Below are 13,584 nucleotides of genomic sequence, written 5' to 3'. Positions count from 1 at the left end.
GCCACCGCAGCGGCGAATATCGCTGGGTGCTGGGCCGGGCGCTGGCGGTGCGCGACGAGACCGGGCGCATCATGCGCTGGATCGGCACCGGTACCGACATCCACCAGTCGCGCCAGGCCGCCGCCGAGCGCGAGCTGGTGGCCCAGGAATTGAGCCACCGCATCAAGAACCTCTTTGCCGTGCTCACCGGCATCATCAGCCTGTCGGCCCGCAGCCGGCCCGAGGTCCGCTCCTTCGCCGAGGAATTGCGCCAGCGCGTCCACGCCCTGGGCGAGGCCCATGATTTCGTGCGCCTCTCCGGCCAGGATGCGGCGCCGGGCCTGCGCCAGGGCTCGCTGCATGCCCTGGTCGAGCGCCTGCTGCGCCCCTATGAGCAGGATGGCGCCCCCCGCCTTCTCTTCGAGGGCGAGGATATCGCCATCGACGATGGCGCCGCCACCCCGTTGGCTCTGTTGTTTCACGAGCTGGGCACCAATGCCGCCAAATACGGCGCCTTCTCCACTCCGCAGGGCCAGGTGACCCTCACCGGCCGCGTCGAGGGCGAGCACTACCATCTTGTCTGGAAGGAGCGGGGCGGTCCCGGCGTGGCCGAAAATCCGGCGCTCAACGGCTTCGGCTCCCGCGTCATCACCCTGAGCATAGAGGGGCAGTTACGCGGCCGCCTGCGCCGCCAATGGGAGCCCGACGGCCTGCGCGTCGATATCGAGCTGCCCCTGGCCGCCCTGCGCCGCTCCGCCCGCCTGCGCGACGAGCCGGTCGGGGCCTGACGCGGGGTTTCACCAAAAAAATAAGCCGGCGCGAAGGCCGGCCGCATTCCGTCTTTTCCGCGCCTTACCCGGCGGCGCAGTTATTGCCGTCCTGCGTCTCGAACAGGCGCAATTGCCCTGGCGGAATGGCGTCTTCGTCCTCTTCATGGCGGGCCACGGCATAGGCCACGGCGGCGCGCAGGTCGCGGTCGGTCACCGGCTTGGCCATCACCCCCAGCGTGCCCGGCACGCCATTGCCGAGCTGGCCGGGATTGGCGGTCATGAACAGAACCGTCACCCCGTGCTTTTGCGCCAGCGCGCGGCCGATGCGCATGCCGGTGGGGCCGTCCTGCAGGTTCAGATCCACGAGCGCGATGTCGGTCTGGTCGGCCAGGGCGAGTGCGGATCTTTCATCGGCCGCGATTCCGGCGGGCGAAAAGCCCATCTCCTCCACCACATGCTCGATTTCGGTGGCGACGAAAATCTCGTCCTCCACCACCAATACTCTATAGGTCATACGCTTGCTCTTGGACACACACATTCGCCTTCTGGCTTGTGGGCAACTCCCCAGCTTCGGCTCGGTTGCCGTCCCCGGTTCACATTAATGGTATTATTGCCCCAGCTTGCGCCCGACGGGTTACCAAACTGCCAATTCCGGCAACCTGCTGCGCGCTTGCCCTCCTCAAGGCGAGCGGATAAGTCTTGCACGGCCTGGCCGGCCTCCCGTCCGGTCCTCATGTATATAGCTCGAAACAGGTCGGCATCACCGTGACAGACCGTCTCAGAATTGCGCTCGCCCAGCTCAATCCCAAGGTCGGCGACCTGGGCGGTAATCTGGCCCTGGGCCGGGCCGCGCTGGCCGATGCGGTGGAAGCCGGCGCCGATATTCTCATGCTGCCCGAGCTGTTCCTCACCGGCTATATTCCCGAGGACCTGCTGTTCAAGCCGCAATTCGTCGCCGACGCCATGCAGGCGGCGCGCGATCTGGCCGCCGCCACCGCCGATACCGGCCTGACGCTCATCCTGCCCACTGTCTGGCAGGATGCAGGGCTGCGCAATGGGGTGCTGGTGGCCGAGGGCGGCGAGATTGTCGCCACGCGCTTCAAGCGCCAATTGCCCAATTCCGACGTGTTTTACGAGCAGCGCTATTTCAAGCCCGGCCCGCTCCCCGATCCGGTGGTGATCCGGGGCGTGCCGGTGGGCATCCCCATCTGCGAGGATATCTGGCACACCAATGTGTGCGAGCACCTGGCCATGCGCGGCGCCGAAATCATGCTCTGCCCCAATGGCTCGCCCTATTGGCGCGGCAAGCTCGACCAGCGCCAGCGCCTGGTGCGCGCCCGCGTTGCCGAGGATGACGTGCCCATGCTCTATCTCAACCAGGTCGGCGGGCAGGACGAACTGGTGTTCGACGGCGCTTCCTTCGCCATCGAGCCAGGCGGCGCGGTGGTGGTGCAGGGCCGGGCCTTCGCGTCCGATTTCATCGTTTCCGACTGGGTGCGCGGCGAAAACGGCTGGACCTGCGCCCGTGGCGACATCGCCGAACTGCCCGACGAGAATGCCGCCCCCTGGCAGGCCTGCGTGCTCGGGCTGCGCGACTACATGGCCAAGAATGGCTTCGCCACTGCCGTGCTCGGCCTCTCCGGCGGCATAGACAGCGCCGTGGTCGCCGCCATGGCCGTCGATGCGCTGGGGCCGGATAATGTCCATTGCGTCATGCTGCCCTATCGCTACACCACGCCGGCGAGCCTGGCGGATGCGCGCGATTGCGCCGAGGCGCTGGGCGTGCGCTACGATATCGTCTCCATCGGCGCGCCGGTCGATGCCGCCCTGGGCGAACTGGCCCCGGTCTTTGCCGGCCGCCCCGTCGATCTTACCGAAGAGAACATCCAGTCACGCATGCGCGGGCTGGTGCTGATGGCCATTTCCAACAAGCTCGGCTCGCTTCTGCTCACCACCGGCAACAAATCCGAGGTGGGCGTGGGCTACGCCACCATCTATGGCGACATGAATGGCGGCTACAATCCGCTCAAGGACATGTTCAAGATGGAGGTCTACCGGCTGGCGGCGTGGCGCAACACTGCTGTGCCCGCCGGGTGCCTCGGCCCGTCCGGCATGGTGATCCCCGCCAATATCATTTCCAAGGCGCCCAGCGCCGAATTGCGCCCCGACCAGACCGATCAGGACAGCCTGCCGCCTTATCCGGTGCTGGACGCCATCCTCACCGACCTGGTGGAAAACGACCTCTCGCTGGCCGAGATTGTCGCCAAGGGGCATGACGCGGCCTTGGTCGCGCGCATCGAGCGCCTGGTCAATATTGCCGAATACAAGCGTCGCCAGGCCGCGCCGGGCCCCAAGCTCAGCGCCCGCGCCTTCGGCTTCGGCCGGCGCTATCCCATCACCAATGGCTACAAGGACCGCTCGATCGGATGATTATTGTTCGCTGGGCGCCGTCCCCCACCGGCCGCATCCATCCGGGCAATGCCCGTCCGGCCCTGCTCAACTGGTTCTTCGCCCGCCGCCATGCCGGCCGCTACGTGCTGCGCATGGACGATACCGACGCCGCCCGCTCCACCCGCGCCTTTGCCGATGGCATCGAGCAGGACCTGGCCTGGCTCGGCGTCCGGCCCGATAGTCTGGTGCGCCAGTCCGAGCGGACCGCGCTTTACGATGCGGCGCGCGACCGGCTCATCGCCATGGGCCGGCTCTACCCCTGCTACGAAACCGAGGAGGAGCTGGACCGCAAGCGCGCCCGCGCCCGCCTGCTCGGCAAGCCCCCCATCTATGATCGCGCCGCCCTCAGCCTCACCGACGAGGATCGCGCCCGCCTCGAAGCCGAAGGCCGCCGCCCGCACTGGCGCTTCCGGCTCGATGGCCGCCCGGTGCAATTTGCCGACCTCATCAAGGGCCAGCAGACGGTCAATACCGCCTCCATGTCCGATCCGGTGCTGATCCGCGCCGATGGCTCCTATCTTTATACGCTCCCCTCCGTCGTCGATGACATCGATCTGGGCATCACCCATGTCATCCGTGGCGAGGACCATGTGTCCAATACCGGCACCCAGATCGAGATTTTCGAGGCGCTGGGCGGGGCCGTCCCCGTTTTCGCCCATCACAACCTGCTCACCGACGCCGCCGGGCAGGGCTTTTCCAAGCGCCTGGGCAGCCAGTCCATCGCGCAGTTTCGCGAGGCCGGCTACGAGCCGATGGCCATCGCCATCATGGCTAGCCTCACCGGCACCAGTCTTTCCATCGAGCCCTATGAGACGCTCGACGAAATCGCCGCCCGGCTCGATTTTTCCATGATTTCCCATGGCCCGGCGCGCTTCGACACCGCCGAGCTGGACGCCCTCAATGCCCGCATCCTGCATGCTCTGCCCTATGAGAGCGCGCGCGCGCGCCTGTCGGCGCTGGGGCTGGAAGGAGAGGCGATGTGGCTTTTGCTGCGCGACAATCTGCGCAAGTTCGACGACATCGCCGAATGGGCGAAATTGCTCACCGGCCCGGTCGCGCCCGTCATCGCCGATGAAGACCGCGAGTTCCTGGCGCTGGCCAAATCGCTGCTGCCGCCCGAGCCATGGGACGAAACCACCTGGGGCCAGTGGACCGATGCGCTCAAGGCGGCCACCGGCCGCAAGGGCAAGGCGCTGTTCCTGCCGCTGCGGCTGGCGCTGACCGGCCGGCCCGATGGGCCCGAGCTTAAGTCCCTGCTTCCGCTGGCTGGGCGTAAGGCGTGTCTGGCCCGACTACCCTGACGGTCCGCTCGCCGAACTGCACCAGCCGCAGGCTGGTGTCGGTGGTCTGCGGCACCGGCCTTGCGGTCGGCGTTTCGCCGGGGCCGGCCGGGCGCGGGCGGGGCAGGGGCACGTCGACCAGGGTGGCGGTCTGCAAGGGCGCCTCGATTGGCACCTGCACCGGCGCCACCCCGCGCGGGTCGCGCAGCGGCAGCGGAAAGCGCACCCCGTCTACTTCGATGGCCATGCGGCTGGTGCCGTCGGCGGCGGTCACCGCCTCCAGCCGCCCATTGGTCTGCGGGGCGACCTTGCAGCTGGCGCCGGGGCTGGTGTCCAGTTCTTCGCGATAGCGGAAGGCGCTGGGCAGCGCCGTATAGGGCTGGCCCATCATGTTGCGCATCTGCTCGGGCTCCTGGCCCGGATTATCGTAGAAATACAGCTCCACCGGCGTGGTCGGGCAGCTTTGCTGGCATTGCTGGGCGTCCTCGCCCACATAGTCGGGCAGGGTGGAATAGCTGATCGGCCAGAAATAGCCGTCGCTGAGCCGCACGCAGACGGTGCGCACTGTCTGGTAGCCCTGATAGCCCCAATAGTCGCCGCCATCCACCATCTGGCCATTGCTGAAATCGCCTTCCGAGGTGGACCCGAACACGCGGTCGAACAGCGCCTGGCGCTGATTGGTGAAGGTGGCGCTCGATCCGTCCGCGCCGCAGCCGAAGCGCGCCATTTCCTGCAGGATCGCCTCGCGCTGGCCGGCAATGGCATTGGCGGTGTCCACCTGCCGGGCCACGTCCGCCGCCACCTCGCGCAGGCGCAACACTTCCCGCCCGATCTGTCGGCAGACCTGGGTCTGGGGGCGGCCGGCCTTGGCGTCGTCATTGCAGCCGTCGCGCACATAGCGGCTTTCCATGGCCTGCACGTCGCGCGCCGCCTGCTGGGCCGCCTGCGAATTGCCGCCCACCTGGCGGAAATCGGCATTGCGCTCGAATTGCTGCAACGCCGCCGCCAGTTGCCGGCATTGCGCCGCCTGCGCATGGGCGGCGGTCACGTCGGCCACAAGGCAGGCCGCCGCCAGCAGCGTCATCATCAGGGCGCGCGCGCCAATCCTGCCCAAGCCGAGCCTCGCCATTGTTTTTTCGGTCCTGCGGCCCTTAAGACAACGCTAGGACCGTTGGCAACATTATAGTCACCGGGCAGGCCTGTCATAGCGCTGCCGGGACACACTATTGCGAGAGAACCCATCGCCATGAAGCTGGCAACGCTCAGGAACGGCCGCCCCGACGGGCACCTCGTCGTGCTCTCCGCCGATCTGGCCCATTACGTCTCCGCCGGCCGTGTCGCCCCCACCCTCCAGGCGGCGCTGGACGATTGGGAAAGCCTGTCTCCCGCCCTGTCCGAGCTGGCCGCCCGGCTCGATGCCGGGGCCATTGCCGGCCAGCCCTTCGATCCCGCCCAGGCCCTGGCGCCGCTGCCCCGCGCCTATCAGTGGATCGACGGCGCCGGGTATCTCAACCATCTCGAGCGCGTCCGCAGCCTCAAGGGCAGCAAGGATGCCGAGCTGCAATCGGCCCGGCCGCTGCTCTATCAGGGCGGCTCCGATTCGCTGGTCGCCCCCACCGACCCTATCCTGGTGCCCGATGCCGATCTGGCGCTCGATTTCGAGGCCGAAATCGCCGTCATCATCGGCCCGGTGCCCATGGGCGCGACGCGGGCCCAGGCCAGCGCCGCCATCCGCCTGGTCACCGTCTGCAACGACGTTTCCCTTCGCCGCCTCGTCCTCGACGATTTGCAGAATGGCTTCGGCTTTTTTCACGCCAAGCCCGCCACCAGCTTCGCCCCCATCGTGGCGACGCCCGTCAGCCTGGGCCCGGCCTGGCGCGATGATCGTCTGCATCTGCAATTGCGCATCGAGGTCAACGGCACGCTGATCGGCCAGCCCGATGCCGGCGCCGACATGCATTTCGATTTCGCCGACCTCATCGTCGAGGCCACCCGCACCCGCTCCCTGGGGGCGGGCACCATTATCGGGGGCGGCACCGTCTCCAACCGGCATGACGAATCCCTGCCCATCAAGCGCGACGGCATCGGCTTTGCCTGCATCGCCGAGGCGCGAACGGTGGAAAAGCTCAAATATGGCCGCGCCCGCACCCCCTTCCTCAAGCCTGGGGACGTGGTGCGCATCGGCGCGGTCGACGCGGCGGGAAAAAGCGTTTTCGGCGACATCGCCCAGCGCGTCGCCTTACCTTAACATATTGTAATTGGATAACATTGCCGTGTTGTCATAGGGTCGCCACAAAGCCTGTGCCACTGTGCAGTCGCGGTTCGCCGCCGGCCTGCAGAACCAGATCGATGTCGAGATTTCCATGACCGTTTCGAAAATTTCCGCCTTGGCCATTGCCGGTCTGATGTCGCTGGGCGTCATCGCCACCATGGCGCAGGATGCCTTCGTCGCTCCCGCCACCCCAGAGGAGGCCGTGGCCGCCCGCAAGGCCATCATGCGCGAAAACGGCATGCAGCTGCGCACCGCGGGGCGCCTCGCCGGCGACGAGGCCGTGGCCACCATGCAGACGCTGTTCGACAACTACTCCCATTTGCCGCTGCTCTTTCCCGAGGGCTCGCTGGTGGGTAACAGCGAGGCGCTTCCCGCCGTCTGGGAGCGCTGGGACGAGTTCGTCGCCATCGCCAATGCCACGCGTGACAGCGCCCAGGCGGGCCTGGACGCGGCCAAAGCGGGCGATACGGCCGGCTACACCGCCGCCCTTCAGGCCATCGGGGGCAGCTGCAACCAGTGCCATCAGGTGTTTCGCCGCTAGGGGCCCCTCTTTTTCGGCTTGATTTCCCGCCCGCCAGCGGTCAATCTCCGCGCCATGAAGACCAAATGCACCATTACCGCCGGCATTATTACCTGCTAACCCAAGCGTTGGCGGAGCGGTCTTCTTCATCCTGATTATGCGCAATGGATAGAGGCTCCCCCGCCAGGGCCCCCATCCGTCTGGCATTCAGGACCTTTCGATGACCACGGCAAAGCCGCAGATCACGCTCTACAATACGCTGACCCGCCAAAAGCAGGCCTTCATCCCCATCGATGCCGCCAATGTGCGCATCTATGTGTGCGGTCCGACGGTCTATGACTTCGCCCATATCGGCAATGCGCGGCCGGTTATCGTCTTCGACCTGCTGTTCCGCCTGCTGCGTCATCTCTATGGCGCCGCTCACGTCACCTATGTGCGCAACATCACCGACGTGGACGACAAGATCAACGCCCGCGCCCTGCGCGATTTTCCCGATCTGCCGCTCAACGAGGCTATCCGCCGCGTCACCGAAAAGACCGAGACCCAGTTCCGCAGCGACGCCGCCGCCCTGGGCGCGCTGGAGCCGACCGTCCAGCCCCGCGCCACCGACAATATCGCCCAGATGCAGGTGCTGATCGCCGATCTGCTGGCGCGCGGCCATGCCTATCTCGCCGGCGGCGAGGTACTGTTCGACGTCGCCTCCATGCCCGATTACGGCCAGCTTTCCGGCCGCAATCTCGAGGACAACCTGGCCGGCGCCCGCATCGCCGTCGAGGCGCACAAGAAGAACCCCGCCGATTTCGTGCTCTGGAAGCAGTCTTCCGACACCGAGCCGGGCTGGGACAGTCCCTGGGGCCGGGGGCGTCCGGGCTGGCATATCGAATGCTCGGCCATGAGTGAGCGCTATCTCGGCCAGACCGTCGACATTCATGGCGGCGGGCTCGACCTCATCTTCCCCCACCACGAAAACGAGATCGCCCAGTCCCGCTGCGCCCATGGCACCCACGCCATGGCCAATGTCTGGATGCATAACGGCTTCCTTCAGGTCGAAGGCCAGAAGATGAGCAAGAGCTTGGGCAATTTCGTCACCATCAACGAGCTGCTGGAAACCGGCGCCATGGGCGGCCGCGCCTGGATCGGCGACGTGCTGCGTCTGGCCATGCTCATGACCCATTACCGCGAGCCCATCGATTTTTCGGTGAAGCGCCTCGAAGAGGCCGAGGCCAAACTGCGCGACTGGCAGCGCGCTGCCCGCGACGCCGGGCCGGGCGATACTCCCGACCCTGCCGTGGTGGCGGCCCTTTCCGACGATCTCAATTTCCACCGCGCCAGCGTGGCGCTCGACGCCATCGCCCGCGACGCCAACCGGGGCGACGCCGATGCCCGGCAGCGCCTCGCCGACAGCCTCGCTTTCCTCGGCTTCGGCCTTTCCTCGCTCATCACCTCCGACGATGGCTGGCAGGAGCCCCCCCACATCGCCACCGCCATCGCCGAGCGCCTCGCCGCCCTCGACGCCCGCGACTTCGCCAGGGCCGACGCCATCCGCACCGAGCTTTCCGGGCAAGGCATCGCCCTGATGGACTACAAGGACGAAGCCGGCGCCCGACGCACCCGATGGGAAATGAAGCGGTGAGCGCGCAGCCCCGTAAAAGTAGGCCCGCATTGCCTCAGTCGTCACCCTCCCCCTTGCGGGGAGGGATCAAGGGTGGGGGACGTTTAGCCCCGATGCCGGCCCCCGCGCACCCGCTCCCACCCACCGGCGCTGCCCGCCTACCCACCGGTACCGCCCGCCTATCCAACGGCGCTGCCCGCGGACTTGATCCGCGGGCCGGATCGGGAGCCCATGATGCCTCGGCGCCTGCTGGGTGTGGCCCACGGGTCAAGCCCGTGGGCAGCGCCGGGATTTTGGAGAAATTCAGAGTTAATCGCCGCCAGTCCTTTGCCTTGCTGACACCTCTTGACCATCCCCTTGCGTTTCTTGCTGCTCCCTCGAACAGGAGACTGAACCATGCTTGACCACGTAGGAATTCTCGTCGCCGACTGGACCAGGGCCAAGGCATTCTACGATGCCGCCCTCGCGCCGCTGGGGGCCAGCTTGCTCAATCTGGTGCCCGAACAGTATACCGGCGGCATCAAGGTGGGCGGCTATGGCCGCGACAAGCCCGATTTCTGGCTCACCCAATGCCCCGATGGCCAGACCGGCCCCGGCCGTCACTATGCCTTTGCCGCGCGGTCGCGCGCCGAGGTCGATGCCTTTTACGCCGCCGCGATGGCCGCTGGCGGCAAGGATAATGGCGCCCCCGGCCTGCGCCCCCAATATCACCCCGGCTACTACGGGGCTTTCGTCATCGATCCGGACGGCAACAATGTCGAAGCGGTCTGCCATGTCCCGGCTTGAGAGGGAGAAAAGCTGATGAACCGCCATGCCATCCAAGTCAGCGGCGGCTGCCAATGCGGCGCGGTGCGCTATCACGCGACGGAAATGTTCGATAACGCCCATATCTGCCATTGCCGCATGTGCCAGAAGGCGGTGGGCAATATCTTTGCCGCCCTGGTCGCCGCCCCGCGCGAGGCCATTGTGTGGACGCGCGGCACGCCCGCGCGCTTCCGCAGTTCCGATCATGTCGATCGCGGCTTCTGCCAGGAGTGCGGCACGCCACTGTTCTACGACGACATCACCGCCAACCGGGTCAATTTCACCATCGGCTCGCTCGATCACCCCGAGCTGTTCCCGCCTTTGGCCAATACCGGCAATGAGAGCCGCGTGCCCTGGTTCGACACCATCACCAGCATCGAACATGGCGGACAGACCGAGGATGGCGCGCGCCAGGCCTGGGCCGCCGCCATCAGATCCACCAGCCGCCAGCATCCCGATCACGACACCGAGCAATGGCCCTAGCGGCCATGCATCACGGCATATGAGTTGAGCCTATGTCCAGAACCCGCCTCTATCTCTTCGACACCACCCTGCGCGATGGCGCCCAGACCGCCGGCATCGAGTTTTCCCTGGAGGACAAGATCGCCATCACGCGCCTGCTCGAGGAATTGGGCGTGGATTATATCGAGGGCGGCTATCCCGGAGCCAACCCGGTCGATACCGAGTTCTTTGCCGAAAAGCGTACCAGCCGCGCCCGCTTCACCGCCTTCGGCATGACCAAAAGGGCAGGGCGCTCCGCCGCCAACGATCCGGGCTTGCAGGCGCTGCTCGCCTCCAGCGCCGAGGCCACCTGCTTCGTCGCCAAGGCTTGGGATCATCAGGTGCGCGTCGCGCTCGAAATCTCGCTGGAGGAAAATCTCGACAATCTGCGCCAGACCGTCGCCGCCGCCGTCGCCGCCGGCAAGGAGGCGCTGGTCGATTGCGAGCATTTCTTCGATGGCTACAAGGCCAATCCCGACTACGCCACCGCCTGCGTTCTGGCCGCGCATGAGGCGGGTGCGAATTGGGTTGTCCTTTGCGATACCAATGGCGGCTCGATGCCATCTGAGGTGACGCGGATTGTTAGCAGTCTGTTAGCCAATTCGCCCCAATTGCGACTGGGAATCCACGCTCACGACGATACCGGACAGGCCGTCGCCAACACCCTGGCCGCCGTCGAAGCCGGCGTCCGCCACATCCAGGGCACCCTGAATGGCATCGGCGAACGCTGTGGAAACGCCAATCTGGTCACACTTATCCCCACCCTTGTCCTCAAGCCCGCCTTTGCCGATCGCTTCGAAACCGGCATCGATCCGGCCCGGCTCGAACGGCTCACCCATATCTCGCGCGCCTTCGACGACCGGCTCAATCGCGCCCCGATGAAACAGGCCCCCTATGTCGGCGCTTCCGCCTTCGTCACCAAGGCGGGGATCCATGCCTCAGCCCTGCTCAAGGATTTTTCCACCTATGAGCATGTGCCGCCCGAAAGCGTCGGCAATGAGCGCTCCATCATGGTCAGCCAGCAGGCCGGCAAGTCCAATCTGGTGACGGCGCTGGCCCGCCACGGCATCGAGTTGTCCAAGGGCGATCCGCGCCTCGAAAAGCTCCTCGCTACCGTCAAGGAGCGCGAATCGCGCGGCTATTCCTATGATGGCGCCGATGCCTCCTTCGCCATTCTGGCCCGCCAGGTCCTGGGCACGCTGCCCGTCTTCTTCTCGGTGGAGAATTACCGGGCCAGCGTCGAGCGCCGCCACAACGCCCTGGGCGAGCAGGTCACCGTCACCGAAGCGGTCGTCAAGATCCGGGTGGGCGACGAGTTGCTCATGTCGGTGGCCGAGGGCAATGGCCCGGTCAACGCTCTGGATCTGGCCCTGCGCAAGGATTTGGGCATCTATTCGGGCCGCATCGAAGACCTCGAACTGGTCGACTTCAAGGTGCGTATCCTCGATGGCGGCACGGGCGCGATCACCCGTGTGCTGGTCGAGAGCCGCGATGCCAGCGGCGAGCGCTGGCACACGCTGGGCGTTTCGCCCAATATCATTGATGCGTCCTTTGAAGCTCTGTATGAATCGATCACATACAAGCTGTTGAAAACTGAAGCGGCTCAGCAAACGACAGACAAAGTGGCTTAATCCGGGCCGCCGCCCCAGGGGTGGCCGTCTTATCCGTCCTGTGGAGGGCAAACTGGCCGAAACCGCACCGAAAAAACCGCTCGCGCTGACCATTGGCGCTGCGGTGGTTACCCTGCTGGTCGTGTTGGGCGTCGTGTCCGGCCCGTCTGTCGTGGATTGCTTCAATTCCGGGCAGGGCATGGGCCAGTGTCTGCAAGGCAAGCTGGCCGAGTCCGGCATTCTGCCCCCGCCCACGCCGGCCGCCACGGCCGAGGTGCCGCCCGCTCCCGCGCCCGAGGCGCCCACCGAGCTGGGCGAGCCGGCGCTCGACGTCGCCGAGGATATCCCCGCCGATATCCCCGACAATCTGATTTCGGCTACCTTCGGCCTGCTGCGCGCCGAGCCCGATGGCTCCGTGGTCATCGCCGGCAGCGGCACCCCCGGCGCCGAGGTTGAAATCTACGAAAACGACGATCTTCTGGGTAAAACCACCGTCGAATCCAGCGGCGACTGGGTTCTCGTCCCCGAACGGCCCATCGCGCCAGGCGGGGCGGAGATCACCTTGGCCGAAGCCGGAAAGTCCGGCCGCGCCGAGCAGTCCTTCGTCGTGGTCATCAATGACGACAAGTCCAGCGAGCCATTGGTCGTGGCCAGCACGCCGGGGGCGATAAGCCAGGTTTTGCAGGGCCTTCCAGCCCCCGCCGAGGCGCCGGCCCAGCTTGCGGCCGCCGATCCGGTGGCCCCGCCCGCCGCGCCTCAGCCTGCCCCGGCCCCGGCCCCGCAGCCCGCTCCCCAGCCACAGGCTGAGCAGCCTGCCGCGCCGCAGCCGGCCCCAGCCACCACTGCCGAGACACCGGCCCAGCCTTCCGTGACGCCCCAGCCCGTTGCTCCGGCGCCTGCCGCGCCCGCTGAGGCGGCCCCGGCCCTCGCACCGGCCGAGGGGCCTGCCCCCGTGCCTGTGGAGGCCGCTCCAGCGGCCCCGCAACCGGCTCCTGCGGCCCCGACAGCTCCTGAGCCCGCCGCGCCGCCCGCGCCTGCGGCTCCGGTGCCTGAAACGCCTGCGGCAACGCCGGCTCCTGTTGAAGTCGCGGCCGCGCCCGTCCAGCCGACGCCCGCACCCGTTCCTGCCCCGGCAGCGGCCGCGCCTCTGGTACAGCCCACGATCGATGCCATCGAGGTTGAAGGCGATCGTGCCTTTTTCGCCGGCGCCGGCAGCGAGGGCGCGACCATTCGCCTTTATGTCGAGGATGGCTTCGTGGCCGATACCACTGTGGCCGAGGGCCGCTGGCTCATCGAGGCCGGCAAGGTGCTGACCCGTCCGCAGCAACGCGTGCGCATCGACATGCTCCAGCCCGGCTCCGCCGGCGTCGTGGCCCGGGCAGAGGTCGATTTCGTGCTCGATCTGCCTGCCGAGACCCCGCCGGTCGCCATTGCCGCCGCGCCCGAGGCGTCCTCGGCAGGTCAAACGCCTGAAAATGCGCCTTCGGACGGCACATCTGCCCCGGCGACAGGCGAAACGCCTGCGCAGGGGGGCCAGCCCGCGCCTTCCGCCTCTTCGACACCCTCGCAACAGTCCGCCGCGGCCCCCGTGCCTACTCTGGTGGCCGTTTCGGTGGGTGGGAGCGATGCCCAGCGCTTTGCCTCGGGCAAGGCCATCATCCGGCGCGGCGACAATCTCTGGACCATCGCCCGCCGCGTCTATGGCGAGGGCTTCAAATACACCACCATCTACCAGGCCAATACCGGCCAGATCCGCGACCCGGACCTGATCTATCCCGGCCAGGT

12 protein-coding genes are annotated in these 13,584 nt (G+C 66.9%); 10 read left to right on the top strand and 2 right to left on the bottom strand.

What is annotated here, in order from left to right; genetic code table 11:
• On the top strand, window positions 1-767 hold a 767-nt coding region (locus tag VDP82_RS05940), incomplete at its 5' end, for an HWE histidine kinase domain-containing protein (protein ID WP_323013928.1).
• 64 nt (window positions 768-831) lie between these two features.
• On the opposite strand, the gene VDP82_RS05935 is transcribed toward VDP82_RS05940, so the two are convergent.
• Window positions 832-1,281 (bottom strand): response regulator, encoded by a 450-nt coding sequence (locus tag VDP82_RS05935; RefSeq protein WP_323013927.1) that lies wholly within the window; start codon window positions 1,279-1,281, stop codon window positions 832-834.
• A 233-nt stretch (window positions 1,282-1,514) separates the two neighbouring features.
• Between VDP82_RS05935 and VDP82_RS05930 the strand changes: the two genes are divergently transcribed.
• The gene (locus VDP82_RS05930; RefSeq protein WP_323013926.1) at window positions 1,515-3,179 is read left to right on the top strand and encodes an NAD+ synthase; all 1,665 of its coding nucleotides are present in this window, start codon (window positions 1,515-1,517) and stop codon (window positions 3,177-3,179) included.
• Window positions 3,176-4,501 (top strand): glutamate--tRNA ligase, encoded by a 1,326-nt coding sequence (gene gltX / locus VDP82_RS05925; RefSeq protein WP_323013925.1) that lies wholly within the window; start codon window positions 3,176-3,178, stop codon window positions 4,499-4,501. The genes VDP82_RS05930 and gltX overlap by 4 nt, the downstream gene beginning before the upstream one ends.
• Here the strand turns inward: gltX and VDP82_RS05920 are convergent.
• Complete coding sequence (locus tag VDP82_RS05920; RefSeq protein WP_323013924.1) at window positions 4,446-5,609, bottom strand: DUF2865 domain-containing protein; 1,164 nt, start codon at window positions 5,607-5,609, stop codon at window positions 4,446-4,448. The two genes, gltX and VDP82_RS05920, sit on opposite strands and share 56 nt — an antisense overlap.
• A gap of 117 nt (window positions 5,610-5,726) precedes the next feature.
• On the opposite strand from VDP82_RS05920, the gene VDP82_RS05915 reads away from it, so the two are divergent.
• From VDP82_RS05915 to VDP82_RS05885, 7 genes are all read left to right on the top strand, one after another.
• Entirely contained in the window at window positions 5,727-6,728 is a 1,002-nt protein-coding gene (locus tag VDP82_RS05915) for a fumarylacetoacetate hydrolase family protein (RefSeq protein WP_323013923.1), read from the top strand.
• A 61-nt stretch (window positions 6,729-6,789) separates the two neighbouring features.
• Window positions 6,790-7,293: a cytochrome c gene (locus VDP82_RS05910; protein WP_323013922.1), complete on the top strand. Its 504-nt coding sequence runs from the start codon at window positions 6,790-6,792 to the stop codon at window positions 7,291-7,293.
• A 199-nt stretch (window positions 7,294-7,492) separates the two neighbouring features.
• Complete coding sequence (gene cysS / locus VDP82_RS05905) at window positions 7,493-8,905, top strand: cysteine--tRNA ligase (protein ID WP_323013921.1); 1,413 nt, start codon at window positions 7,493-7,495, stop codon at window positions 8,903-8,905.
• A gap of 375 nt (window positions 8,906-9,280) precedes the next feature.
• A complete protein-coding gene (locus VDP82_RS05900; protein WP_323013920.1) occupies window positions 9,281-9,670 on the top strand; it encodes a VOC family protein in 390 nt (129 codons plus the stop codon).
• A gap of 15 nt (window positions 9,671-9,685) precedes the next feature.
• Entirely contained in the window at window positions 9,686-10,171 is a 486-nt protein-coding gene (locus tag VDP82_RS05895) for a GFA family protein (RefSeq protein WP_323013919.1), read from the top strand.
• 32 nt (window positions 10,172-10,203) lie between these two features.
• Window positions 10,204-11,820: a citramalate synthase gene (gene cimA / locus VDP82_RS05890; protein ID WP_323013918.1), complete on the top strand. Its 1,617-nt coding sequence runs from the start codon at window positions 10,204-10,206 to the stop codon at window positions 11,818-11,820.
• 40 nt (window positions 11,821-11,860) lie between these two features.
• On the top strand, window positions 11,861-13,584 hold a 1,724-nt coding region (locus VDP82_RS05885), incomplete at its 3' end, for a LysM peptidoglycan-binding domain-containing protein (protein ID WP_323013917.1).

The organism is Devosia sp. (assembly GCF_034675085.1).
Lineage (GTDB): Bacteria > Pseudomonadota > Alphaproteobacteria > Rhizobiales > Devosiaceae > Devosia.
Note: the sequence above shows the minus strand (reverse complement) of the source record. Positions and strands in the feature narration are given on the sequence as shown.

Coding starts and splice junctions, on each gene's coding strand:
- VDP82_RS05900 (WP_323013920.1), top strand. CDS start 9,281: ATGCTTGACCACGTAGGAATTCTCGTCGCCGACTGGACCAGGGCCAAG.
- cysS (WP_323013921.1), top strand. CDS start 7,493: ATGACCACGGCAAAGCCGCAGATCACGCTCTACAATACGCTGACCCGC.
- VDP82_RS05915 (WP_323013923.1), top strand. CDS start 5,727: ATGAAGCTGGCAACGCTCAGGAACGGCCGCCCCGACGGGCACCTCGTC.
- VDP82_RS05920 (WP_323013924.1), bottom strand. CDS start 5,609: ATGGCGAGGCTCGGCTTGGGCAGGATTGGCGCGCGCGCCCTGATGATG.
- cimA (WP_323013918.1), top strand. CDS start 10,204: ATGTCCAGAACCCGCCTCTATCTCTTCGACACCACCCTGCGCGATGGC.
- VDP82_RS05895 (WP_323013919.1), top strand. CDS start 9,686: ATGAACCGCCATGCCATCCAAGTCAGCGGCGGCTGCCAATGCGGCGCG.
- gltX (WP_323013925.1), top strand. CDS start 3,176: ATGATTATTGTTCGCTGGGCGCCGTCCCCCACCGGCCGCATCCATCCG.